General features: G+C 37.7%; 21 protein-coding genes. 6 read left to right on the top strand and 15 right to left on the bottom strand.

The window, feature by feature from the left end:
- Positions 1-10 precede the first annotated feature (10 nt).
- Complete coding sequence (locus tag WAA20_RS19980; protein ID WP_073390453.1) at positions 11-1,738, bottom strand: ABC transporter ATP-binding protein; 1,728 nt, start codon at positions 1,736-1,738, stop codon at positions 11-13.
- A 272-nt stretch (positions 1,739-2,010) separates the two neighbouring features.
- On the opposite strand from WAA20_RS19980, the gene WAA20_RS19975 reads away from it, so the two are divergent.
- Positions 2,011-2,406, top strand: a complete 396-nt coding sequence (locus tag WAA20_RS19975; protein WP_073390454.1) for a hypothetical protein — start codon at positions 2,011-2,013, stop codon at positions 2,404-2,406.
- A gap of 217 nt (positions 2,407-2,623) precedes the next feature.
- On the opposite strand, the gene WAA20_RS19970 is transcribed toward WAA20_RS19975, so the two are convergent.
- Complete coding sequence (locus WAA20_RS19970) at positions 2,624-3,976, bottom strand: ISL3 family transposase (RefSeq protein ID WP_073390590.1); 1,353 nt, start codon at positions 3,974-3,976, stop codon at positions 2,624-2,626.
- 134 nt (positions 3,977-4,110) lie between these two features.
- Here WAA20_RS19970 and WAA20_RS19965 point away from each other — a divergent pair, with 134 nt between their 5' ends.
- A complete protein-coding gene (locus WAA20_RS19965; protein WP_073386792.1) occupies positions 4,111-4,716 on the top strand; it encodes a YgjV family protein in 606 nt (201 codons plus the stop codon).
- 2 nt (positions 4,717-4,718) lie between these two features.
- Here the strand turns inward: WAA20_RS19965 and WAA20_RS19960 are convergent, their stop codons facing one another.
- A complete protein-coding gene (locus WAA20_RS19960) occupies positions 4,719-5,972 on the bottom strand; it encodes a chloride channel protein (RefSeq protein ID WP_073386793.1) in 1,254 nt (417 codons plus the stop codon).
- Positions 5,973-5,989: 17 nt separating this feature from the next.
- Positions 5,990-7,264, bottom strand: a complete 1,275-nt coding sequence (locus tag WAA20_RS19955) for an O-acetylhomoserine aminocarboxypropyltransferase/cysteine synthase family protein (RefSeq protein ID WP_073386795.1) — start codon at positions 7,262-7,264, stop codon at positions 5,990-5,992.
- Between the two features lie 242 nt (positions 7,265-7,506).
- Here WAA20_RS19955 and WAA20_RS19950 point away from each other — a divergent pair, with 242 nt between their 5' ends.
- Positions 7,507-7,878: a hypothetical protein gene (locus WAA20_RS19950; RefSeq protein ID WP_073386797.1), complete on the top strand. Its 372-nt coding sequence runs from the start codon at positions 7,507-7,509 to the stop codon at positions 7,876-7,878.
- A gap of 70 nt (positions 7,879-7,948) precedes the next feature.
- Here WAA20_RS19950 and WAA20_RS19945 read toward each other — a convergent pair whose 3' ends face one another.
- From WAA20_RS19945 to WAA20_RS19905, 9 genes are all read right to left on the bottom strand, one after another.
- Positions 7,949-9,697, bottom strand: coding sequence for a hypothetical protein (locus WAA20_RS19945; RefSeq protein WP_073386798.1), 1,749 nt, complete (start codon positions 9,695-9,697; stop codon positions 7,949-7,951).
- Entirely contained in the window at positions 9,694-10,620 is a 927-nt protein-coding gene (locus WAA20_RS19940) for a MoxR family ATPase (protein ID WP_081373751.1), read from the bottom strand. The genes WAA20_RS19945 and WAA20_RS19940 overlap by 4 nt, the downstream gene beginning before the upstream one ends.
- 88 nt (positions 10,621-10,708) lie before the next feature.
- Complete coding sequence (locus tag WAA20_RS19935; RefSeq protein WP_207649282.1) at positions 10,709-11,716, bottom strand: ATPase P; 1,008 nt, start codon at positions 11,714-11,716, stop codon at positions 10,709-10,711.
- Positions 11,717-11,797: 81 nt separating this feature from the next.
- Positions 11,798-13,297 (bottom strand): carbon starvation CstA family protein, encoded by a 1,500-nt coding sequence (locus tag WAA20_RS19930; protein ID WP_073386801.1) that lies wholly within the window; start codon positions 13,295-13,297, stop codon positions 11,798-11,800.
- Positions 13,298-13,494: 197 nt separating this feature from the next.
- The gene (locus WAA20_RS19925) at positions 13,495-14,754 is read right to left on the bottom strand and encodes a 6-phosphofructokinase (protein ID WP_073386803.1); all 1,260 of its coding nucleotides are present in this window, start codon (positions 14,752-14,754) and stop codon (positions 13,495-13,497) included.
- Between the two features lie 397 nt (positions 14,755-15,151).
- The gene (locus tag WAA20_RS19920; RefSeq protein WP_073386804.1) at positions 15,152-15,610 is read right to left on the bottom strand and encodes a hypothetical protein; all 459 of its coding nucleotides are present in this window, start codon (positions 15,608-15,610) and stop codon (positions 15,152-15,154) included.
- Positions 15,611-15,711: 101 nt separating this feature from the next.
- Positions 15,712-16,161 carry a hypothetical protein gene (locus WAA20_RS19915; RefSeq protein WP_073386806.1) on the bottom strand — a complete coding sequence of 150 codons (450 nt, stop codon included), beginning with the start codon at positions 16,159-16,161 and terminating at the stop codon, positions 15,712-15,714.
- Positions 16,162-16,532: 371 nt separating this feature from the next.
- Positions 16,533-17,210 carry a hypothetical protein gene (locus WAA20_RS19910; RefSeq protein WP_073386808.1) on the bottom strand — a complete coding sequence of 226 codons (678 nt, stop codon included), beginning with the start codon at positions 17,208-17,210 and terminating at the stop codon, positions 16,533-16,535.
- Between the two features lie 300 nt (positions 17,211-17,510).
- Positions 17,511-19,271 carry a phospho-sugar mutase gene (locus WAA20_RS19905; protein ID WP_073386809.1) on the bottom strand — a complete coding sequence of 587 codons (1,761 nt, stop codon included), beginning with the start codon at positions 19,269-19,271 and terminating at the stop codon, positions 17,511-17,513.
- A gap of 339 nt (positions 19,272-19,610) precedes the next feature.
- Between WAA20_RS19905 and WAA20_RS19900 the strand changes: the two genes are divergently transcribed.
- A complete protein-coding gene (locus tag WAA20_RS19900; RefSeq protein WP_167562692.1) occupies positions 19,611-20,741 on the top strand; it encodes a DUF3810 domain-containing protein in 1,131 nt (376 codons plus the stop codon).
- On the opposite strand, the gene WAA20_RS19895 is transcribed toward WAA20_RS19900, so the two are convergent.
- Positions 20,738-21,406: a hypothetical protein gene (locus WAA20_RS19895; protein ID WP_073386811.1), complete on the bottom strand. Its 669-nt coding sequence runs from the start codon at positions 21,404-21,406 to the stop codon at positions 20,738-20,740. The two genes, WAA20_RS19900 and WAA20_RS19895, sit on opposite strands and share 4 nt — an antisense overlap.
- A 422-nt stretch (positions 21,407-21,828) precedes the next feature.
- On the opposite strand from WAA20_RS19895, the gene WAA20_RS19890 reads away from it, so the two are divergent.
- Together WAA20_RS19890 and WAA20_RS19885 are read left to right on the top strand one after the other, a co-directional pair.
- Entirely contained in the window at positions 21,829-22,695 is an 867-nt protein-coding gene (locus WAA20_RS19890) for a ParA family protein (protein WP_073386812.1), read from the top strand.
- Positions 22,695-23,708 (top strand): ParB/RepB/Spo0J family partition protein, encoded by a 1,014-nt coding sequence (locus WAA20_RS19885; protein WP_073386814.1) that lies wholly within the window; start codon positions 22,695-22,697, stop codon positions 23,706-23,708. Before WAA20_RS19890 ends, WAA20_RS19885 begins: the two co-directional genes overlap by 1 nt.
- Before the next feature lie 431 nt (positions 23,709-24,139).
- On the opposite strand, the gene WAA20_RS19880 is transcribed toward WAA20_RS19885, so the two are convergent.
- Complete coding sequence (locus tag WAA20_RS19880; RefSeq protein ID WP_073386816.1) at positions 24,140-25,363, bottom strand: replication initiation protein; 1,224 nt, start codon at positions 25,361-25,363, stop codon at positions 24,140-24,142.

The raw sequence follows: 25,363 nt of genomic DNA, 5'->3' as shown, positions 1-25,363 counted from the left end.
TACGACATTTTCACATAACATCTTCTTTAGGGAACTGTGAATAGTATATTTCCTGATATACTTCATTATCTTCAAGGAGCTTATCGTGTGTTCCCATTCCGGCAATCTTTCCTTCATCCAAAACAAGTATAAGATCCGCATTCTGAACTGAAGCTGCCCTTTGAGATACTATAAAGGTTGTCATATTTCCTGCATTTTCTGCTATCGCCATGCGAAGCTTTGCATCTGTTGCAAAGTCAAGAGCTGAAGCACTATCATCAAGGATCAGGATATCTGGTTTTTTCATAAGAGCTCTGGCAATAGTAAGCCTTTGTTTCTGACCACCGGAAAGGTTTCGTCCATTCTGCTCTATCATAAAATCTGTTTTTCCATTTTTTTGTTCAACAAATTCTCTGGCCTGTGAGATATCAAGGGCTTTATTTATTTCATCTATACTGGCATTCTCATCGCCCCACTTAAGGTTATCTGCGATCGTTCCCTTGAAAAGTTCTGCTTTTTGAAGAACTATACCTATATGGGATCTCAGGTCCTCGATACTGTACTGCTTAACATCTTGTCCAAACAGTCTGACCTGTCCGGAAGTAGCATCATAAAATCTGGGTATCAGGCTTATAAGAGATGTCTTACCACTACCTGTACCACCGATTATTCCGACAGTCTGGCCTTTCTTTACAGAAAAGCTCATGTTTTCAAGGACTGCTTCACCATCTTTTTCATATAATAGTGAGACATTATCGAATTCAACGGCCAGTTCTGAATTTTCTACATTAATCTTTTGTGTTCCATCTACCATATCAGTTCTAGTCTCTAATACAGTCGCTATACGATTACCACAAGCTATGGCCTTAGTAATCTGAATTATAAGATTTGCAAGTTTTATAAGTTCAATAAGGATCTGTGACATGTAATTAAGAAGTGCGATCACCTGACCCTGTGTAAGAATTCCAATATCAATGCGGACAGCGCCTGTGTATATAAGGATAACAGTTGCTACGTTAATCATCAGATATGTCAAAGGATTCATCACACCAGAAATAGCTCCAACGTACTGCTGAGCACGATCAAGAGTCTGATTTCTATCTTTAAATAAGTTCTTTTCACTTTCCTCTCTGTTAAACGCTCTTATGACACGTACACCTGTAAGATTCTCTCTAGTACTTGTCATGACTTTGTCGAGCTTGTTCTGAACATCTTTGTATAGAGGAATTGTCCATAATAATATGAAAAAAACTACGATGGAAAGAAGCGGGATCGTAACCACGAAAATAAAAGCAGCCTTGACATCAACTGTAAAAGCCATGATCATTGCGCCAAATACAACAAAGGGTGATCTCATGAAAAGACGCAGGAACATATTAACTCCGCCCTGCACGTCATTGATATCACTTGTCATTCTATTAATAAGAGTATCTGTCCCAAACAGATCTATTTGGGAAAAAGAAAAATCCTGTATGTGCTCAAACAATGCATGTCTTAACTTTGCAGAAAATCCAGTTGCCGCTTTAGCTGCAAAATACTGAGCAGTTATGGCAGCACATAATCCTACCGCGCCAAGAAGCACTAGCACTGCACTCATTTTCACGATATGCACACGGTCTGAATTTTTTATACCAACATCTATTATAGATGCCATAACAAGAGGCACTATAAGCTCAAAGGATGCTTCAAGCATCTTAAATAAAGGAGCAAGAATCGATTCTTTCTTGTAATCCTTGAGATATCTTAATACTGACTTCATATTATTCTCCAATACTATATTTGCATTTAATGGTGGTTGTGTTCTGAAACAGATGAATTCTGATTTGCAATTGTACCTTAACCAATCGCATACATTCTATCACATAATTATAAGAAATAATATTTTTTATAAAAAAGGGTTAAGTTATTATAATAATCGGCCGATAGATAAGTAAGATAAGTATAGCTCTTTATAAATAGCTCATATGAAATGATTGAAAATATGGAAAAAGCAAGGATTGCTTTAGTTTTTCCTGCAAAGGAGGGCACATTATGAGTAATATAAATATCGGCAGTATCGCAAATTCAAGTATGCTGAATTACCGTCAGCAATCCGCACTTAGTTCAAAATCAGCTACAGCTAATGCGCTTTTTGGCTCCCTCAATATAGATGATAAAAATATCGCTGCAAGCATCTCTTTGTCTGATTATGGCCAGATAAAGAACGGCAGTTATGGCAAACTCGTTTCTGCTTACTATAATAAGATGAAAACTGAGTCTGATTCTTCATCTTCCAAAACTGATAAGACTGAAAAGGATGCTGAATCCACAAAGACTTCTTATGAAAAGAGCTCTTCCAATGTTTTAGAGTCAGTTCTTTCTACTTATAAGCCAGATGGCTCTGCTGAAAAAGAATCTACCGGAACTAATCTGGATACAACAATTTAATATGAATGTTATTTTCTCTTGTTGGTCTTTTTTACAAGAGAAAGAGCGCTCGCACAAAGTGTATGTCAATCACTTTATGCAGCTCATAACATAGCAAGACAGCCCAGGCGAACAATATCGCACATGGGCTGTCTTTTAATGGTGAAATAGTGTATTTTTTAGGCTCTTTAGGGGTGATGGTGGGTAAAACTCCACATAACCCCAGTAAATATACTGATTATGCACTTCGCGCTTTTCGGTTGGGAAGTGGAATCCTCAAATCCGAGCATACCAGATAAACCATATCCAGCATATTTTGGATATTACGGAAGCCATATGCCTTGCGAATAATCAGTTTTATTTTATTGTTTGTTGCTTCGATTCTTGCATTGCTCATACCGAAGCGAATTGCATTTAAAATGTGTTCACGATGACGCTTGATTTTAAGATACAGTTCCTTGAAAGCCTTAATCCTGCTATGGCTTGCCCACCAGAGCCATCGATTTAATGCTTTATCTGCTTCATCGACATCCTTTAATTTTAAGATGAGACGAAGCATTTCCTTCATTCGATATGCTCTGTAAAGACGATTGTTGTTTTCTGCAATCATAGTTATTCTTGTCTGTTGGTTTTCGGTAAGGTGTTCAGGAGCTTTGCCAAGTGCATATGTAGAATTCTTTATTGCATCTGCTTTGGCCCTGGCTGCATTTAGCATAGCAGACGTTGGATCATCTTCCTTCGGACGTCCTTTCTTTCTGGGATGTTCCTTGGATAGTTGCGTGAACTCAGCATATGCTTCACGCCATACATCACGCCTTACTTCATCGAGCGCCTCCATTGCCCACTGGACTACATGGAATGGATCTACGCAGCGCTCACAGTCGGGAGTGAACTCATTAACACACTCGGTGATCCATTTAGCACCATCACCGGTTACGATTTTTATAGAAGAGAGCTGTTCTGGCGTGAGCTGTTTATAGAACTGCGTTAACACGCCCTTTCCGTGCCCCTGAGCAGCCCAGACTACGGTGTTTGTATCATGGTTGACGATGACTGTTATATACTTGTGTCCTTTCTTATAACTTGTTTCATCAATACCTATATTTACAAGGTTGTTTAGCCTTTTTGAACGCTCTGGCTCTATATCATTAAGTGTCCTGTTTATACAGCGGCCTACAGTTTCCCAGTCGACGCGCATATATTCAGACACAACACTTCGTGGCAGGTAAACAGCTAGCCAGCCAACTGTTAAATCAAAGTCACGAGTAAAACCGCTACCAGGATATGCCCATGGAGTATAAGCTGTTACTACCCCATGTATAGGACAGGCAACACGATGAGTCCTTGCTTCAATTTCAACAAGAACGGCACCCCAATCCAGTCCACGCCATGTCCTGGGCTGACTTGAATGTTGATCATAACGGGAACATTTCTTATGGCAATAGGGACAATAATCTTCATGCCACTTATCAGTACGAACCTGTATGCGTATGTGGTTTACACCATAATTGTCATCATAAAAGTATGCATCTTCTACAACAGCATGCTTGACATTGAGTAATTTTTTGCATAGTGTATTAGCAGAAACCATCTGTGGGTACTCCTTTGAGTTTTGGTTTGGTCGCTAATACTCTACAGGAACACAGGTGGTTTTTCAATTGTAAAAGTACATTAGAGGACTGGTATATTACCCACCATCATGCCAGAAGCCTCTGGAGGTGTCAAATGGAATTTAATATCACTATCTTTGATATTATTGGTTATGCAGGATCTTTACTTGTTGTCATTTCAATGCTTATGACTTCTGTTATGAAGCTGAGGATCATCAATACAGCAGGTAGCGTACTTGCAGTAATCTATTCTATTGCTATCGGAGCATACCCTACTCTTGTCATGAATGTTGCTCTTATCATCATAAACCTGATCAATATGCGTAAGCTTAGCAATAACAGCGTAGAGTTCAGACTTGTTAAGGCTCCGGGAACAGATGCTGTCCTTGGCGACCTGATTTCAAAGTATCTTGATGATATCAAACATTTCTTCCCTGGATATAAGGATCTTACAGACGAAGATACTGCTTTTATAGTATTCAATGCTGACGTTCCTGTTGGAATCACTGCAGGCAGAATAAATAACAGTTGTTTTGATCTGTATTTTGACTATACCACTCCTGCATATAGAGATTGTTCAGTTGGTAAATATGTTTTTACTCACCTTAGAAAGTTTGGATTAAATAAAGCCCAGATGATCGATCCTTCCAAAGACCACCTTGCATACCTTAACAAAGTTGGCTTCTATGCTGAAGGCAACAAATACGTAAAGATGCTTTGATGTCATTTATATCTGAATTTAGAATATTTGATCCTCTGACTTCCGTATAGGCTGTCATAACCGGATATTGCATAACTTATTGCAACTACCAGTATGTAATAAAAAGCTCCATCATATCCAAAGAGTTTAATAGCTATAAAAAGAGAAGTCACCGGACAGTTAGTTACACTACAAAATACTGCGATCATACCCAGGGATGCCGCAAGCTGATCAGGAAATCCTAATATTACAGCGCATAGTCTTCCAAAAGTTGCTCCTATGTATAAGGTTGGAACTATTTCTCCTCCCTTAAAGCCGGCTCCCAGGGTTATGGACGTAAATATCATCTTTATAATAAAGGCCCAATATGGTGATTCACCATTAAAGGCCATTTCTATTACTTCTGTTCCAACTCCGTTATAATAGCCACTTCGAAATACATATGATAATCCTACGATTATCAGACCGCCTCCCACAACCTTGATGTATGGATTTTTAAAGATCTTATCAAGTATTTTTCTGGTATATCTTATCGTCAGGCAGAACATTATGCCAATGAAAGCCCCAAATATTGCAATAACAACGCTCTTTAGGGCAAGTTCTGCAGTCATTTTGGGAACAATCTTTACAAAAAATACTTTCCAGTTAACTCCAAAGTGCCTTGCTATGAACTCTGCTACAAGGGCTGCTGTTACGGCTGGCACCAGTGCTGCATAATGCATAGCTCCAACACTCGACAATTCTATTGAGAAAAAAGCCGCAGCTATTGGCGTTCCAAATAAAGACGAGAAAGCTGCAGCCATGCCTGACATGGTCATGATCTTCCTGTCGTCTTCGTCAAGCTTAAATAGTTTCCCGATGTTATAGCCAATGCTTCCGCCGAATTGCAGAGCTGCACCTTCTCTTCCTGCAGATCCGCCGCACAGATGCGTAAGAAAAGTAGATATTATTATCAGCGGTGCTTTAAATAGGGGGATGTTTTCGTTTTCTGTGATCGCTTTGATTATAAGATTAGTACCTGTATCATGATAATCCTTAGAGGAATGATACAGGTACACAATAATAACGCCTGCTATTGGTAAAAATAGCAGCACATATGAATTTGAACTTCGAAAATAGTTTGCAAATGCCAGCATGTGGAAAAACATGGTTCCGATCATGCCGACGATAATACCTATGACCAGTCCAAGGATAATCCATTTAACAAGAAGTGCAAAAGAGATTGCTGTCTTCTTAAAACTATTATCGCTTTCCTTGATATTAGGTATTATTTGCACAGCAACCTCCTTTGAGCTTAGATAGCTCCGAGTGCCTGTTCCAAATCCTCTATAATATCATTTACGTTTTCAATTCCAACTGAAAGTCTTACAAGATCCGGTGCTACGCCGCCTGCAAGAAGTTCTTCATCAGTCATCTGACGATGTGTTGATGATGCAGGATGAAGCACACATGTATGAGCATCAGCAACATGAGTTGCGATCATTGCAACTTTAAGATGCTTCATAAATTCTTCGGCTGATTTTCTGCCGCCCTTAACCCCAAAGGATATTACGCCGCAGGTTCCGTTTGGCATATATTTTTTAGCTCTTTCATAGTACTTATTGCCTGGAAGGCCCGGATAATTAACCCATTCAACCTTATCGCTTTCCTGAAGGAATTCTGCAACCTTTTGAGCGTTGGCTACGTGTCTTTCCATACGCACTGCAAGAGATTCAAGTCCAAGATTAAGCATATAGCAGTTCATAGGAGAAGGGATGGATCCAAGGTCTCTCATAAGCTGAGCTGTACACTTTGTTATGAATGCACCTTCTTTTCCAAACTTATCTGCATATGTGATTCCGTGATAAGAATCATCAGGAGTGCAAAGACCTGGGAACTTATCTGCGTGAGCCATCCAGTCGAATTTACCTGAATCTACGATCGCGCCACCTACTGTTGCATCATGACCATCCATATATTTAGTAGTAGAATGAGTTACGATATCAGCTCCCCATTCGATAGGACGACAGTTAATAGGTGTTGCAAAAGTGTTGTCGATGATAAGCGGAACGCCGTGTGCATGCGCTGTTTTAGCAAAACGCTCGATATCGAACACATTAAGGGCAGGGTTGGCAATTGTCTCACCAAATACTGCCTTTGTATTAGGCTTAAATGCATTTTCAAGCTCTTCATCTGAGCAGTCAGGATCAACAAAAGTAAAATCGATTCCCATTCTACGCATTGTAACATTAAACAGGTTAAAGCTTCCGCCATAGATAGTTGAAGAAGCTATTACATGATCTCCCTGTCCTGCAAGGTTAAATACTGCAAAAAATGTTGCTGCCTGACCTGATGATGTAAGCATTGCTGCTGTTCCGCCTTCTAATGCTGCGATCTTGGCTGCAACGTAATCATTAGTGGGATTCTGAAGCCTTGTATAGAAATATCCGCTTGCCTCAAGGTCAAAAAGCTTACCCATATCCTCACTAGTGTCATATTTGAATGTTGTTGACTGTACAATAGGCATCAGACGAGATTCGCCATTCTTTGGTTCATAACCTGCCTGAATGCATTTAGTTTCTGCTCTCACTGCACTATCCTCTTTTCTGATTTTTTATTGTTTACTCAAACATTTTTATGAAATATGTTCCCCAAATCTCAACACGCTATAGCCTGAATCTATAGCAATGACCCTTACATATATATAGCATCATTATCTATGCATGTCCATATTTTTTTCATCGCATCACATTGTTAAAGCGTAGCACTATTTCCTTGAATCTTTAAATACAGATCATATAATTAATATATACAATAAAGGGGGATTCTTATATGGGCATATTTCAAACACTATTCGAACACAAGAAGCTAATCTATAGAAAAAAAGATAAACACACCTTTAAAGCTATCAAATCCCTTCTTAAAGAAAGCGGCATTAAGGGAATCTCATCCGGTCATTACCAGCAGGAAGAAGTCATCCCCGGTGTCGGCGCTTCGCATCTGGATCCTCGTAATATGGGGCCTAACGGAAGAATAGACAGGGATATCTATTACATTAAAGTCCCTGTTTCTTATTATGATACTGCCTGCAATATTATCCGCCAGCACGGAATCAAAGCTGAAGTCTTGTCTAATGAAGATCTCATGCAATCTGCCGCTACCAAAGCCCGTGCAAAGATCTCTGAAATCAATCAGCAGTTTTAATACTTACTTTATTATCAGTCTATCTGATTTATACATATAAAAAAGAACGATACGACGAGGATTTCAATTATCAGATACATTTCTTCTGTATCGTTCTTCTAAAAAGGCTGCTCACTGCTTCAGGAAGCTGCCTCATCTTAAGGATCCTTACATAGTCGTCGCCATAAATGACACTGACGTTATCAAGATGCATAGAAGCTCCAAAGAATACGGCGCCTATACTTATTCCATGATTTCTTAACTTTTTTACAGCCTCTCTCGCATCTTCTACAGCTGCTATTCCTTCATACTCTTTTGCAAAGAGGCCATTCTTCCTGCTTTTTAAAGGCATAGAATCATTAGGACTTGCATCTGTTAATACATAAAGGAATCTCAAAACACTATCATCCTTCTCATCCAGATACAAATGGTCTATCGTTTTAAGGCAAAGTCCGTCTCTGTTCCATCCTGCTGCAACATAGTTAAACGCACCGTCACATCTTCTATCACTGCTTTGTTTGAGATTTTCGATCACTGTGTATCCGCATATCGATCTAAAGGCTCTGATACTTACAGGAATGTGAGCCTTCTCAAAACTCTCAGCAATAATATAAGCTTCAGTAGCTAAGCTTTCCTGATAATTCATTCTCGACTGGGACGCGTCCAATAATATATCTACTGTTATCTTATAATCCTTCTCATCTCCTTCATTTAGAAATACTCTTGTGTCTCCTAAAAGAGGAAGCCTGTACGCTTTATTACTTTCAAGTTTTCCTCTTTTGCATTCCTGAGGAAGACTTCTTGAGTATGTTTCGACGATCGTACTGATCTCTGCAGAAAGATTTTTTATACTTTCTCTTATCTGCATGCTTCTTTGTTCATAATAAACTCTGTTTTTTCTGATCTGATCCTGGAAATTTCTTGACTGTGTGATAAGTGTTTTTTCTTTATCTGCAAGAGTTTCAGACATACCATCTGTTATCCATAGATGGCACCCTTCATCATTTTCATTACATACATCTTTTTCAAGAACCTTCATTTCTTCATCTGAATAGATGCATTTTCCAAATGAGTCTTCTATATATTTTCTATTTTTAGTATATTCCGTATTGTTAATAAAAAGATCTTCATGAACAAGCGTAACAGAACCTTCTCTATTACCGATTCCTGTTCCATTTCTGACAAACAGGGTTTCTGTTTCCTTATTCTTTTTTTGCAATGCTTTAGATAAAAGAGTATAAAATGATGATTTCTTATTTCTGCTTCTGTCTTTTGGTAGCTTTTCTATATCAAGATTAAAATATTCTTTTAGTATATGTGATAGTTCTTTTATAAGTCCGTCAGTATCAAGGTCTCCTGAAACCAATAAAGCTTTAGCAATCCTCTTTTCTTTTTCTGTCAGAAGGGTGGGCTTTTTTCCAAGTACATGTGCCCATCTGGCTTCCTCCTGATTAAGGACAGGAATACTCTGCATTTCCATCTGCTGACGGGAATAGTTTCTAACTGTCTCAAAAAACTCTTCTGCTCTGTCCTGACGCAGGCGTGGAAGTATTAGCCTTTCATTCTTTTCTTTTTCATATATGCAGTTTTCAATTGCAAGCCACATATAAGAATCAAGTTCCGGCGCCCTTTTTAAAAAACTGTAGTTATTAAAAAAAGCCTCTATTTTACTACTTTCAAACCACTTAATAGTAAGACCTATTATCATATTGAAATAATGATCAGGTTTACCATTTGAATAAAAGGCTAAAAAAGGCGGTTCGAAATCGTACCGCCCAGCTGCATTCCATACTATATTCAAAGCTCTTTTAGAATTGCCCTCGTATTGTTTTTTGATCATGCAAAAATAACCTCTCTGTCAAGATCTGCTGGTATTCTGGCGTCAACAACATCTGAAACGAGCTTTCTTTCATATGAATCAAAGGTCTTGTTGACGATACACATACTTATGGCAGGCCCTGACTTAATGCCTTTTTTCATAAGTCCTATGGCACCTAAAAGGCCTCTGATATCTAGTGCTCTTTCTGTTATTTCTGCACTTTCTGCCTTCTTTTCAATCTCCTTATAAAGACGTACAAATTGATCGCAGATATCTGTTTTAATATCAGGATATTCTCTTATGATCAGACGCTTTAAGTCTTCCTCATTTATGACCGGCATATCTATTACTGCAAATCTCGAGCATAGTGCTTCATTTAAGTCTCTGGTTCCTGCATAGCCATAGTTCATTGTTGCTATAAATCTAGTAGCATCATTAAGGCTTGTTCGCTCGTATCCAGGCACATCAAGTACACGCCTGAAATCCAGAACAGAATGAAGAACTGCAAGTGCTTCGTTCCTTGCCATGTTGATCTCATCAAGTACTCCAAATCCTCCATTTATAGCACATTCAAGAACAGGCCCCTGTCTGAATACAACCTTCTCTCCATCAAATGTATCTGTTCCAACAAGCCAGGATGCATCAACATTTATATGAAAAGAGACATCCCACACGGGTCTTTCAAACACTGCTGCAAGATTTTGGGCAAGTACATTCTTTCCAGTTGCTTTAGGACCTGAAAGAAGTATATTCTCACCTGCAAGAATGCTGCAAAGAGCTTTTTCCCATATATCTTTTCCATAGTATAAATACTTTGGATCAGGTATTCTGGAAGTATATATTTGTGGTGTTTCATGTTCTTTATTAAAATCTTCAACGTCTTTTATTATGTCAGAAGAAATCCCCTCTTCTTTCAAAAATACAAGCCAGTTATTCACGTTTATCCCCCATATCGCAAGTTAACACAAAGCAAAATTATGTCCTATAGCTCCATAACATTAGAATTTTACTACGGTTATACTATAACTCTAGTTATTTATATTCACTTACAAGGAACATAGGTTTAACTGCTACAACCTCATCATATTCCTCTTGTGATACCTTAACATCTGAATTCAGCGCTTTAAGTTCTTTCTTTTCAACTTCTAATGCTTCATTGATAGTAGTTGCCTTGCCTTCTTTTATGATCCTTATCATTCTGTCTATTACTACAGGATGAGCATAACGGGCAGGAAGCGGAAAATCAGGACTTTTAGCTATATAGTCCCTAATTTCTATTACTGAATCTTCCCAGTCTTCTTCAATTTTTTTCTTAGCATTTGATCCTATTGGTACGAGATTACCGGTAAGTGAAAATATGAAAAATGCAAATCCAAACAATAGCATATACATTCCGTAAGGAGTCCCTTTAATAACACATGGTATTCCTGATAATACTGTACATACTGATAATATAAATATACCTATTCCAAGTCTTCTTGAAGACTCCGGAACCATCTGCTGGACTCTCATCTTGCCGGCTGCTTTTGATAAGTGCTGAGTCAGCACAGGCTTTTTTTCCAGATACTGCTTTGCATTTTCAAGCTTTTTAATCGATCTTTTACTTTCATCTGAAAGATTTTTGACATATTTTTTTTCAAAAGAAGCTCTTGCTTCCTCAAGCTTCTTCTCTGCATTTTTGCTATATACAGGAATCTGCGGATGCTCCTGTTTGATATAAGCCAGAACCTTATCAACATCTTCCTCATGTTTAAAAAGGCACTGCTTTTCTTTTCCATTCTTCATCAGAACCACAAGGTATGACATTGCGCCAAATACTCCTTTACCCGTGAAGCCTCCGGCACTCATTGCGATTCTTTTATATACCCTGTCTACCTCTTCCCAGGGCAGATACCACATTCTGTCTATATAAAAGCTATTCAGATAAATAGCTTTACTCCCCAGGCCTACTGGACCTATTTTCTTACAGTTTTTTTTATCCTCCCTAAGCACCTCTTTTTCCATAGAAAATTTATTTTCTAACGCAAATGATATCACCATACTCTTTTAGCCCCTCCCACATTTAAGTTTGGGCCGGCCTATTATAGACCGGCCCAATATTCTTCATGTTTTTTTGCTTATTTAAGCTGTTTTACGGCCCTGACCTTTTCCGTTTCCGGTTACTTTTTTCGCTGAATTAAGGAATAATCCAAGGAATAATACAGCGATGATTATGCCTGCCGGATAAGCTACTAAAGTATTGTTCTTTAGAGCCGGAATAAGTCCAAGACACTCCGGTGCCATTACAAAATATGTTGCTGATACTGCGCTCATAAATGTTGCAGGAGCTACTGCGATCCAGTAATTCTTGTGCTCCTTAGCAAGATACATAGCTGCTGACCAAAGAACTATCATAGCGAGAGTCTGGTTGGTCCAGCTAAAATATCTCCAGATAACCTGATAGCTAAGGAATCCGAGTGTATTACCAAATCCAAGGAATGCTCCAACGCCAAGTACAGGAACTGTAAGTGCCAGTCTGTTCTTGAAAGAACCCTGGTCAAAGTTCATCCAGTCTGCAAGTGCATATCTTGCTGAACGGAATGCTGTATCACCTGATGTGATAGGGCAGATAACAACGCCGATCATGGCAAGGATAACACCTACGCTTCCCATTGTCTTAACACTTACATCATAGATAGCTACTGACTGTCCGCCCTGAAGGATTTCTGCAAGTCCTGTTGAAAGACCGCCTGTTGCTTCATAAACAGCACAACCTGCAGCTGCCCATACTAAAGCGATACAACCTTCTGCAACCATCGCACCGTAGAATACGAAATGTCCCTGTCTCTCGCTCTTAAGACATCTTGCCATAAGAGGTGACTGTGTTGAATGGAAGCCTGAAATAGCTCCGCAAGCAACGGTTATGAACATAAAGCTCCATACTGGTGTTGCTGATGGATGCATGTTAGAGAAGTTACTGAAAATCTCCGGAATATGATATCCATGAACAGGGATACCAACTATAACACCCACCGCCATTGCGATAAGGCATATTCCGAATATAGGATAGATTCGTCCTATGATTTTATCAATTGAAATAAAAGTTGCGATAAAGTAATATGCAAGAATTATTCCAAGCCAAACTGTTGTCTGCGCAAATACTCCTGTTACGCCTTTTTCTGTAAGGAGTTTTACAAGCAGTCCGGCAGGGCCAACAGCAAAAACTGTTCCTACCATTACGAGAAGAACTACTGAGAATACTCTCAAGATTGTCTTCATTGTCGGTCCAAGATATGTTCCGGTTACTTCGGCAATAGAATCACCATTGTTACGTTCTGAGAGCATTCCTGAGAAATAATCATGAACTGCTCCGGCAAAGATTGTACCAAAGGTTATCCACAGAAAAACAATCGGTCCCCACAATGCGCCCTGTAACGCGCCAAAGATAGGTCCCAGTCCGGCAATATTAAGAAGCTGAACAAGGAAAAGCTTCCACTGCGGCATTACAACGTAGTCAACACCGTCGTTGATCGCAACCGCCGGTGTCTCACGATCATCCGGGCCAAAGATATTATCAACAAACTTACCGTAAGTAAAATATCCTGCGATCATAATAACCAGACATAGCAAAAAGCTTATCATGTTTCCTCCATTTCTGCTGTTGATCAGGCAAAAACAGAATATCCTTTTTTCTCCTCACCTCCCCGCGGATTATTATTTTCTAATTTACTCCTAGGACTATTTTGCAAAACCTGAAAAGCAGCCCCCTCTTTATTAACCGGTTCAAAGCCCTGCAATAATTGCAGGGCTAACCGGAATTGTTCTATACTTGGAGAAAATCAGAGCAGATCCTGGAATCCCTTTCTATAAAGATGACGAGGAATACCATCAACCATGATAGGAGAAACATCACCCTGGATAAGAGGTCTTACATATGTAATAAACTCGTTAGTTACATATGTTCCGTCCTTCGTGATCCAGTTACGTGGTACAAGTCTTTCGTCATTAGCGATCTTATGAACATCCTTAACTTCAGTACCAGCCTGATAAGGATCATCTGAAAGTCTCTTGATGACAACCATCTTGCCGGTATCGCCTTCGTCAGCAGCTTTCATAGCAGCACCGCCAACTTCGTATGCTTCTAGAATATCAACTCTGGATGCACAGTGGCTTGCAGCACGCTGAAGAGTTGAAAGTTCGATAGCACGTGTCTTACATCCAATCTCTGCTGCAAGAACGCTGCACAGATATCTTGCAGTACCTGTAAGCTGCTTATGACCAAATGCATCTACATAATCCGGATCATTGTCCATCTCACAGATGTACTTGCCATCAGCAGTATGTATACCTTCAGAAACAGCAACTACAACAGAAGCTTTTTTCTTAAGAAGCTCTTTACACTTATCAATAAATGCCTGAATATCAAATGGAAGTTCAGGAAGATAGATAGCATCAGGTCCATCGCAGTCTTCACTCTTAGAAAGTGCAGCAGCACCAGTAAGCCAGCCCGCATTACGGCCCATGATCTCTACGACCATAACCTGACCATGTGCAGTCTCAAGACTCCATCCATCACGGATGATCTCCTTAACGGATGTTCCGATATACTTTGCAGCTGAACCATATCCTGGTGTGTGATCTGTAAGAGCAAGATCGTTATCAATTGTCTTGGGACATCCTACGAAGCGAATGTCAGAACCAAATACAATTGCATAGTCAGAAAGCTTTTTGATAGTATCCATTGAATCGTTACCGCCTATATATATGAAGCAGTCGATCTCAAGTTTTTCAAGGATATCAAAAATCTTTTCATATACTTCTTTGTTTTCATTAATTCCGGGGAGTTTGTATCTGCAGGAACCGAGGTATGCAGAAGGTGTTCTCTTTAAGAGTTCCGCATCAAGTCCTGACTGAATGTGCTCAGACAGATCAACGTATCTGCCTTCAAGAAGTCCCTGTACACCATGAAGCATACCATAGACTTTGTTGTAGCCCCTGTCTTTGGCCGTCCTGTAGACACCCGCAAGAGATGAATTTATTGCAGCGGTAGGTCCTCCTGACTGACCAACAATAACATTACGTTTTTTGCTGTTTGCCATTTCTTCCTCCATCCTGCCTGGCTGCAGCTGTCAAATATCCTGATTGGACTTGGGAAAAAATACAATAGATCCCCGAAAAAAGTAAGATTTCCTGAACTGCTAAGCTCAAAAAGCCAGAATAGAAGCGGTCTTAGTGAGAATATAGTTCAAGAATGTATACCTCCCAAAACTGAAACTGCACCAGCACCCTTTTTTTAGTATAAGAATATTATACTATAAATCGATAATTATGAAACCTAAAATTCCTTGCAGATTCTACAAAATATCGTGTGTTTCTTTGTGAAGCTTTGTAAAATGGGCAGGTTTATCTTTTGTATAAATGAAAAACCTGCCAGATTCTGTTAATCTGACAGGTTGTAGCTACGTCTTTATTATATTGTAATGATACCCAAAAAGATCAGTGGCCAAATACACTCATCACTTCAGCCATAGAGCTGGCTGTGGATTTAAGATCATTTATTGCTTCATTGAGTCCTTCATAATCAACTTCTGATAAAGCTTTGATTGATTCATTTAATGTTTTTGAATTATCCTCAACAAGCTGGTTCATATTGCTGGCCGCCTGACTTGCACTTTCTGTCATTTCGTCAATTCCATCAAGCGTAGTCTCAGCTCTTTGAACTGTTGCTGTAATATCATCGATTGCGCCATTTGCCTTATCGACAGTCTGTGTTACTTTGTTGAAAAGCATTAACGTTGCCGGCACCATAACAATTACAGCAATAAGAATGACAAGTGTAAGTGCAAATAATAGTTTTGATGTGCGTTTTTCAACTTTTAGCTTTTTTTCCTGAAGATCACGAATCTGAGACAACAATTCCTTTTCAGACAAAGTACTCTCAGCATTATTCTCCATAACCCTTTTCCCTCCAAATATTCAGATGTATTTCTATGCTCCTTTTACAGGATGTAATAAGAGCATGTTTAGAAATACATGGATGTATTTCTATGCTCCTTTTACATTGTCTCACCCAGTTTTACATAAGTAAAGCCGGTTTTCTTGCAGAACTCCTGCAATGCATTTCCGAACACCTTCATATATGCATCTTCTTTAAATTGTGCTTCTCCTGACAGGAATATGATCACGCTGCCGCTCTTGATATCCCATTCAATATCCGTCTTGGGCTCAAGTGCAAAGAGTTCCTTAAATGAAATCCCATAGTTCTCCTTGCAATAATCTTCCCTGTTTGGAAGATCCTTAGCTTCATCAATAATAGCAGCTTTTATATTGCTAAGCTCGTCACATTCAGTCAGCAATATGAATTCAACAACATTTAATGCTGTGATCTCATATCCGCCAAGTCTCATATCCTTAACTATAGCATCAAAGTCAGCCTCTGTAGTTGCAAATGGATCAATCTTAGAATCGCCGTACCCAAAAACCGCATCATATAATTCTTTGTTCATTGCTACCTCCGTTTTTCAACGCAGTTCGATAAAACAATATAAATCAACGTGCATTTTGTATATCGGCATATACCTTTTGAAAATTCAGATATATATGTAAAAATAGTTTTTATGTTTAATAGATTATGATTCTTTTGTTTCTAAATTATTGAAGCAGGCGTATATACTTGCTTTGAAGCTTTTTTTCATTCCATACGGTATTAAATCGGTTTTTTGATGCTAAAATTGACTATTTTAGTCTCGTTTTTAATAACACATTCAACTGATAACAGGCTCCAAGCAAGCCTTGGAGCGGGTTGTGTCAGCTTAATTCAGGTCATATCGTTTGGTATTTATCATTAATGTCTTTATGGAGCTTTATTATTCCTTTTTTATTTTTTTCTATTCTTTAAAATATCATCTAAGTAATCTGTTTTGTTTACGATACTGCTTTTTTTATTTTTAATCACGTTTTCATAATATGTGTCGAATCCCTGACTTAATGAAGGGAGACTATTTATAAGATCATTAAAATCATCATCTTCGCTATTATATTGATCTGCTTCGTCTTTAGCTTTTTTATTTGTTCTGTCGGTTTTCTTGTTAGCTACCTTATTGTCTGTCTTGTTCTTGTTTGATTCCTCATATACTTTTGGAATAGTATTTAAAAAGTTATCATACTCTTCTGTGTATATATATTTACCAGGATTTATAAGGTGATAGTATCGTAGAATCATAAGCCTTATATAATCAGGGCATTTATTTCTGCCGCTCTTCCATGCCTCTATAGACTTCTCGGGAATACAAAAACAATCTCTGAGTTTACTATTGGTTGTACCGGCTTTAGTAATTATCTCTTCGAAGGTCATATTGTAAGCCTTATAAATGTTTTCTAGAACTATATATAATTCTTCCAAACCAATATCGCTATTCTTTTCCATATATGCAGGGCTAAAATGCTTGCTTTCATAGGCCATATTACATAATTCTCTGTAAGATGCAGCTTTCGACGCAGCATCCCAGATTGCGGCAAAGGATTTATTTGAAATGATCTTTTTTCTATGTTTCACGGAATCCCACCTCGAACATGTTGATCAATTTATTCCCTATCACACAGGGCATTACATTTGTACTATGCTATTATTATAGCACTCATTCAGGATTGTAAATTATTTTTCATATCGCATGCTGATGCGTGATGTTTCACGGGGGATATTCCTTGTGATCCTATAGACCAAAAAGGAGAGGAGTTTCGTACTAATAGGAATTTTCTATTGAAAAAAAGCTCTTTGCAACTTTTAGTCACAAAGAGCTTTAAGCTGTTAGCATATAACATTTGCTAATATCTTTATTTAGTTGTAAAAAATCATTTACTCAACTGCATTGATAATATCCATTACAGCTTTACTTATCTCTTTATTAGCTTCAAGCGCTTTCTCTCTGCTTGTCTGCTTAGTGTAGAAATAGAACTTGATCTTAGGCTCTGTTCCTGACGGTCTTATAGAAAACCAGGTATCTGATTCTTTGAGATTCTCATCATTTTCTTTAAGGAAGTATCTTAAAGCATTTGTTCCCGGAATCTTGTTTTCAGGATGTTCAATATCCTCGGATCCATTTAAGTAATCTATGATATTAACTACTTCTCTTCCGGCTATTTCCTTTGGAGGATTGCTGCGGATGTAATCCATCATGCGTCCGATTCTCTCTGCACCTTCAATTCCTTCAAGCACCATGTTAGGCTCATATTCATCATAGAAACCATACTTTTCGTATAACTGTGTAAGAACCTGCCATAATGTTTTGCCCTGTTTTCTATAATATGCTGCAGCTTCAGCAACAAGCATACCTGCGCTAATTCCATCCTTATCTCTGATGTCAATGCAAGCTGCATAACCAACAGATTCTTCATATCCAAAAAGATACTGGAACTTATTTTCTTCAAGGAAAGGAATTCTTCCGCATATATTCTTAAATCCTGTAAGAGATTCAAACATCTCTACGCCATAAGATTCAGCCATTTTGGTTGTCATTGTAGATGTAACGATTGACTTAACCATCGCGCCATTATCAGGAAGAGTTCCAGCACTCTTATGTCCTTCAAGGATATAGTTAACAAGAAGATATCCTGTCTGGTTACCGTTAAGCGGAACATACTCGCCACTATCTGTGAGTATTTCTATTGCAAATCTGTCTGAATCAGGGTCTGTAGCCATAAGAAGCTCAGCTCCGACTTTTTTACCAAGCTCTTCAGACATTTTAAATGCTGCCGGTGCTTCTGGATTAGGATATCCAACTGTTGTAAAATCAGGATCCGGATCTTTCTGTTCTTCAACAATATGCCAATTTGTAAATCCTCTATCCTTAAGCATCTGGGTAAACGGAATGCTTCCAGCGCCGTTAAGAGGAGTATATACAAGTGGTATAGAAAGATCTATCTCATCTCCGCCATGTATTGACAGTGACTCGATCTTGTCCAGATATTCTCTGTCATATTCAGGTCCAAGTACAGTGATAAGGCCACTCTTTACAGCCTCATCAAAATCTGTTTTCTTTACACCATTAAAATAATCAACCTTGAGAATGCACTCAGTCATTCCATCAGCAATTTCCTGACCAACCTGGCATCCATCATCCCAGTAAGCTTTGTATCCGTTGTATTCTCTTGGATTATGAGATGCAGTGATATTGATTCCCGATATTGTTCCAAGTCTTCTTACAAGAAATGCAAGCTCAGGAGTTGGGCGAAGATCAGGAAATACATATGTCTTAATTCCATTGGCCGCAAGTATTGAAGCTGTATATTTTGAAAATTCCTTGGAAAAATGGCGAGGGTCATGTGCAATAACAACGCCCTTATCCATTGCATCCTGTCCAAATCCCTTAATATAATCTGCAATACCCTGTGTAGCTCTTCCAACAGTATAGAAATTCATTCTATTTGTTCCTACACCAATTTTTCCACGAAGTCCTGCAGTTCCAAATGACAATTCTTTATAAAAGCGATCCTCTATATCTGCCTCAGCATTAGGATCCGTCTCGCTCTTTTTAACAATCTCATCAAGTTCTATGTAAAGAGGATCATCCTTGGGGAGTTTCGCTAACCATTCAGCGCTTTTTTCTTTGTAATTCATGTCTTAATCTCCTTTCAAATGACATTCAACGTTATTATTATCGCACATATCCCTCGTTTCGGCAAAATAGAAATATTGCCACAATAATCTATATAAGCCTATAATTAGTATGACTTCTTGAATGTAAATTACAGAAACGCGCATTTACTGCGTGTTTCGTGATTCGATGAATCGGTTGGCAATAGAGCCTTCGACGAAGTCGAACTCACTTGGCTCTATTGCTGCATTTTTGAATCTATGATTCAAAAATGTATAGTTTCTTGTTATATGTATCCGCTTCAAAAAAATTTTCCGGAGCCGGATCACAAGAGTCTTTTTTCGTTAATGGAGGTTATGATCGTGGGTAAAAAGAAAATATGTCTTTCGACAAAAATCAAGCTGGGCATCGTTACTTTTTCAACACTATTTTTAATTGTCTGCCTTTTATCAACTGCATTTTCAGATTGGTATACAAATAATATATTCCCTATTTGGATAAACACCTATGGTCGTTTCACAAGCCTTTTCTCTTTTTCCTTTGGAGAAAAGCTGATATTTATAGGCCTTATTCTTCTTGCATTATTCATAGCAGCTTTGTTTTATTTACTGATTTCGTTTATTATCTTTATATTTCAAAAGAAAAAATCAAAAAAGTATACTATACCTGGCTTTATCAAAAGATACTTTGATGTTTTCACATGGATACTTTCTTTTATTTATCTGATAATGAATCTTAACTGTTTTTCTTTATATCACTGTACACAGTTCGAATGCAATTATACTTACACGCTTGAAGAACTCACTTTGCTTCGAGACCATATTGTCAATAAACTTAATGAATATGCTCTGATCTTCGAGAGAGATGAACTTGGAAATATTATATATACCGAAGATATTGGAGCTCAGGCCAGAATCTCCATGCAAAATCTTGATGGCACATTCTCCCGAATGAATGGATTCCAGGTTATACCTAAAACTCTGGACAGTTCAGTACTTATGAGTCAGCAATATATGCAGGGATACTATTTTCCTTTTTCAATGGAAGCAAACATCAATGGTTTAATGTCTATAGGAAGTAAACCATTTACTATGTGTCATGAGCTTGCTCATACGCGTGGATATATTTATGAAGACGAAGCAAATCTTATAGGCTTTTTTGCCTGTATCAAGTCAGATGATGTATTTTTTCAGTATAGTGGATATCTTAGCGTTCTTAACTATGTTAATAACACCTTTTACAGATCTGTCGATATAGAAACCTATAAATCCCACGTGGCTGTTAGTGATCTGGTATGGCATGATGACGAGTTTCTCACCGAGGAAGCATGGGAATATGTTAACTCCCATGCACTTTTTTCTACTGAAAAAGTCAAAAAAGCCGCAGATACATTTGTTGATACCACTCTTAAAGTTAATGGTGTAAAAGAAGGAAAGCTTAGCTACAATCATGTAGTTGATCTACTTCTTACTTACTATGACTATAAAAGCTAATTGATTATTTCTCCTTCTTTTGCCAGGTAATCAGCAAATAGTCTTCTTGTATTTTGAATGGTTTCCTGGCACAGACCTGGGAGTTCGCTTCCCCATTCTCTTGTTACAGAGTCAACTGCCTGTTCCATCCTGATTCTCATTTTTTTCATTCTGTCTGCAGAGCCTTCTGACATCGTCTTGGCAAAGTCAAAGATTCTTTCAGAAGTGCTTTTTGCTCCCCAATATCCTTCTTCAGATACGTCAGCTTTGGCTTTTGTTTTTGATTGCATTGAAGGCGCCAGTTCTCCGCTTGATAGAAGTTTCCATACGCTTGCTGCATTGTTTCTTCTATATGCTTCAAGCTGTCCTTTGAATGATTTCTCTGATATCTGTTCGAATTGTTCTTCGCTTTTCAGATACAGTTCTTTTTCTTCATCTTTAATAACATCTACGCTCTTCTTTTTGGGTAATGAATATGTGACTTTTGTTGGAATATATATTGAGCCTTCATAGACAGCTGCTGGCTCGTTAAAGCCAGAATTACTTCCTTCATTTAATGCAGTATTACTATTATCATACTCTCCGTTTTTTGAATTATTAGTCACAAGATTTTCTCTTCTTTTCTTATTATTGTCAAAAGAAGTATCTTCAAAAAGACCATATCTCTTATCTGTGTATGAAGCCATAAAGCACCCTCCTTGTGCATTTGTTTCATGAGATAATTTCTATGTAACCTTGCTCTCTAAACAAATATGATTTTCTGCTGATTGGGAATAAATAGAACTTGTTAACATGATACCACACTTAGCTTTGCCTTTCATCATTTTTTGGGTGAAGGGCCACGGTGAACCTTCCTGTTATTATTTTAACAATATAGTCCACCGTGGCCCCTCCTTATTCCTAAAAAACGGATTTGATCGCTTCATTCTTTTCACCAATATATTATTTATAGGTACTATTCTTTTGAATTAAAGTGATTTTTTAAAATGAAGGGCCACGGTGGCCCTTCATTTTAAAAAATCATGCATGTTTTTGAAACATTTTTGTTTCATCTTATTTTTTATATGTTATAATTTGAAAGTACAAATCTAAAATATGGGAGAAGAAAATGAGAACAATATCTTTTTATTCTAACAAGGGTGGGGCGACCAGAACTACCAGCGTGTTCAATATTTCAGCGGTTCTCGCTAAAAATTATGGCGCAAAAGTACTTGTAATTGATACTGACCCACAGGCTAACCTCACAATGAGATATATGTCATACAAAACTCTCGAAAATGGTGGCAGTTATGCCTGGATAGATGGAATCAGTACTATAGAAGACTGCTTCTTGGCACCACAAAGAATGAGAAAAGCTGTAGTTAAAGATGCCATTCAACAATGTATGTTCCCAACCAAATATGGCGAAGAGCCTTCATATCACAATATAGATATCATCTGTACAAGAAATAAAGATATGTCAGAAACAACTTTATCTAATGTTGAGCAGACAATCAGTACAGGATCTATCAGTAAAGAAGTTCTTAATAAAGTTCTTGAAGAAGTCGGTGATTATGATTACGTTCTTATAGATATGGATTCATCTATAGGGCCTTTAAATCAGATGTCACTCGAATCAAGCGACTATGTTGTTACTCCTGTTCATGTAGATCCAAACAGTAAAGATGGAATACCTTCTTTCAGTACTTTTTTCTCTGAAAGAAAGAGTATTAACAATCATCTGGAGCATCTTGGTTTTTACAGCGTAAGAGTTAATGGTAATGATTCATATGCAAAAGAGCTCACCGCTGAATTGGAAGGACTTCTTGGAAGTAATCTTTTCGATACATATACCAAAGAAGCTTCACAGGCTAACTGGTCACTCGATAATGGAATACCACTTTGCTGGTATGAGCCAGGATGTCAGATTGCAAAAAATTATGTAGCGTTAACTAAAGAAATCTTATACAGAATTGAACAGAAAGAGGAGAACTAATGCCAAGACAATCAATGCATGTTAACAGCAACGTAATAGCAGCCAAGTATCAACAGATGGATACCACTAATCTGAATATTGCACTTGAAAATCTGGTTGAAAATAAAGAAAATGAAGAGCTGTTCGGTGGTGTAGATGAAGAATCAATCCAGAACCTTGCAGGTGGAATTAAAAAAGATGGATTCCGTGGTGTAATAAATGTATGGGACAAGCGCGACGGAACTTATGAAATCTATTCCGGACATAGAAGAGTACGTGCTCTTAAAATGATCGGATATGATAAGCTCATTCCATGTGTAGTAAGTCCATATCCTGAAAAAGAAACAGACAGACAACGCCTTCTACTTGCCTTTAATATTCATTCCCGTGGAAGTATCTATGCTGCTGCAAGTGGAAAAAGTATATATATCACAAGACAGATAAATCTTTTAAAAAGTATACTCAAAAAAGAAGGTTTTACAGGTAATGTTCTAAATGAAATCGCAAATGAATTTGGAACATCTGTTACTACTGTTAAGCGATATATGAGATTAAACGATTGTACCGGAGCAGTTATTGAAGCAGAATCAGAAGGCATTATCCCTCTTTCAATTGCTTCTACTATGAGTACTTTATCCGCTCCTATTCAGGATAAGACAATAGCAATGATCAAAGAAGCTGTTGACAGCGGAAGAGAATTTTCAAGAAATGAGCTTACTGATTTTATAAAGAATATCAAAAATGATAGTACAGATGAAAATCTTGAAGCTATGCGTAATGAACTTCTGGGAGAAATTGCATTCGTAAATCTATTCGGAGATCAGGAATCTGAACCCGAGATAGTAGAAGAGGAGATCAAGAGCGAAGAGCCAAAAGCTTCTCGACCAGCCAAGAATAAGATTGTTAAATCTTACTACGACAAGTATGAAGCTTCATTTACAAGATTTGAGAAAAACATTTCTAAAATAACAGATGAAAATGAAAGACTTGCATTAAAAGAACATCTAACAAGAATACTAAAATTATTAAAATGATTATTTTAGCAAATTATGACTTTTTGTCACTTCGTTCCAAAAGTCATTTAAATAGGCCAATTGAGAACACCTTCGGTGCCTAGCCTATTTACCTACCGATTCACTTTCTTACGAAATCCGCAGTAAATGCGGATTTCTGATTCAAAGTTGCGAAAACATATTCTTTTAATAAAATGTAATGCACTTTTATTATGAACGCTATGAAAAAGATCACTGAAAAATACTTTCAGTGATCTTTTTTTATTTTTAGTATATGAGGTTGTTTTGCTATTTTCAGCATTTGGATTGCTAATATTGTATATCCACTCTATATGCCTCCAGGATCCGTTTTAGTATTCTTTCGATACTTTTATCCAAAATAACAAGAAACGTGCCTCTGTGGTGAAAATAGAAGGGGTGTTATTCTGCGCTCTGATGTACTAATATTATCGTTAATTCGCACGTAATTCATTTTCTAATAGTTCATAGTCATATGTATTCTGATCAAAGTCACTATACGAATAATCTTTCTTTTTCTTAGTAGCAGTATATCCGTTTTTAATAGCGGCGATCATCCAGCCAACAAGATTATCTATCTCGGATTGTTTACATGCAAGCTCATATGCGTCTTTTATCTTTGATATATCATTATCAGCAGCCTGAAGAATAGACTTAATCTCTTTTGTTTTTAGATTTTCAGATATGATTAGTCTAACTTTATCGATAAGATCATCTATATCGAAATCTTCGATTTCTACAATATCAAGATCACCCAAATCGTCCATTAAAACTTCTGTAGAAGCTTTAGGTGAATTTTTGTTACTTTTAGAATCAGTGATAATAAAAGTAACTCCTACGACTTTACCACCTCGTCCAGCTTTATCAGCTTCAAATTCAACATGAAGATCTGTCTTTTCATTTATTTCTTCAGTAGCCTTCTCTAAAACACGCCTTCTAAAATCGCTCCAGGATTTGAAAATCTGTTCCGGGGAGCTTGCTACAGCTTTCTCGTAATCAGGATTCTTGCCCTGAAGTACTCTTTTAACTTTATCAAGCTCTGCATTAACAACGCCCATTTCAAGTTTTAACTCAGCAAGACCTATTGATGTCTCATACTTAAAAAGATTTTCCTGCCTGTATGTATTCTTTTTTCCAGCGGCAATGGCTTCACGATCCTGTTGCCACTTTATCTCCTGTAATTCGTCTTTCAAAAGTTCATATAAACGGAGAGAGTAGGAAGACTTAAAAGATAACATTGTAGAAAGCTTAAGTACGGTAAATTTGTCTTTAATATCTATAATATTCTCTTTTAAAGCAGGATTAAAAATGATCCTGAATATTCCATCTTTACTTGTAGCTCTTGTAACAACGGATATGTAATCGAATGTACGATTCTTTTTATTACTTGTACCAATCGTACGACCTGTCATAGACTTGGCAGCATCATCAAGCTTATCGTAGAAACTACCATAGCTCTTACTGATATTCATCTTACGTTTAAGATCTGAAACTGCGATTTCATAAACCAGTCCTTCACTTTCTTCATGAATATCATCTGCATTAGCAAGAGCGATAGATAAGATTTTGTTTTCAAGAATAGAAGATTTGTATTTTGAAGTTATAAGGAAATTACTTTTCTTATAATTATCACCTTTTTTAACAATATTGTTTGGCAT

Source organism: Butyrivibrio fibrisolvens (genome assembly GCF_037113525.1).
Lineage (GTDB): Bacteria > Bacillota > Clostridia > Lachnospirales > Lachnospiraceae > Butyrivibrio > Butyrivibrio fibrisolvens.
The sequence above is the reverse complement of the archived record's forward strand: the minus strand, read 5'-3'. Positions and strand labels throughout refer to the sequence as shown.

Coding starts and splice junctions, on each gene's coding strand:
- WAA20_RS19980 (WP_073390453.1), bottom strand. CDS start 1,738: ATGAAGTCAGTATTAAGATATCTCAAGGATTACAAGAAAGAATCGATT.
- WAA20_RS19975 (WP_073390454.1), top strand. CDS start 2,011: ATGAGTAATATAAATATCGGCAGTATCGCAAATTCAAGTATGCTGAAT.
- WAA20_RS19970 (WP_073390590.1), bottom strand. CDS start 3,976: ATGGTTTCTGCTAATACACTATGCAAAAAATTACTCAATGTCAAGCAT.
- WAA20_RS19965 (WP_073386792.1), top strand. CDS start 4,111: ATGGAATTTAATATCACTATCTTTGATATTATTGGTTATGCAGGATCT.
- WAA20_RS19950 (WP_073386797.1), top strand. CDS start 7,507: ATGGGCATATTTCAAACACTATTCGAACACAAGAAGCTAATCTATAGA.
- WAA20_RS19945 (WP_073386798.1), bottom strand. CDS start 9,697: ATGATCAAAAAACAATACGAGGGCAATTCTAAAAGAGCTTTGAATATA.
- WAA20_RS19935 (WP_207649282.1), bottom strand. CDS start 11,716: ATGGTGATATCATTTGCGTTAGAAAATAAATTTTCTATGGAAAAAGAG.
- WAA20_RS19930 (WP_073386801.1), bottom strand. CDS start 13,297: ATGATAAGCTTTTTGCTATGTCTGGTTATTATGATCGCAGGATATTTT.
- WAA20_RS19925 (WP_073386803.1), bottom strand. CDS start 14,754: ATGGCAAACAGCAAAAAACGTAATGTTATTGTTGGTCAGTCAGGAGGA.
- WAA20_RS19920 (WP_073386804.1), bottom strand. CDS start 15,610: ATGGAGAATAATGCTGAGAGTACTTTGTCTGAAAAGGAATTGTTGTCT.
- WAA20_RS19915 (WP_073386806.1), bottom strand. CDS start 16,161: ATGAACAAAGAATTATATGATGCGGTTTTTGGGTACGGCGATTCTAAG.
- WAA20_RS19905 (WP_073386809.1), bottom strand. CDS start 19,271: ATGAATTACAAAGAAAAAAGCGCTGAATGGTTAGCGAAACTCCCCAAG.
- WAA20_RS19895 (WP_073386811.1), bottom strand. CDS start 21,406: ATGGCTTCATACACAGATAAGAGATATGGTCTTTTTGAAGATACTTCT.
- WAA20_RS19890 (WP_073386812.1), top strand. CDS start 21,829: ATGAGAACAATATCTTTTTATTCTAACAAGGGTGGGGCGACCAGAACT.
- WAA20_RS19885 (WP_073386814.1), top strand. CDS start 22,695: ATGCCAAGACAATCAATGCATGTTAACAGCAACGTAATAGCAGCCAAG.
- WAA20_RS19880 (WP_073386816.1), bottom strand. CDS start 25,363: ATGCCAAACAATATTGTTAAAAAAGGTGATAATTATAAGAAAAGTAAT.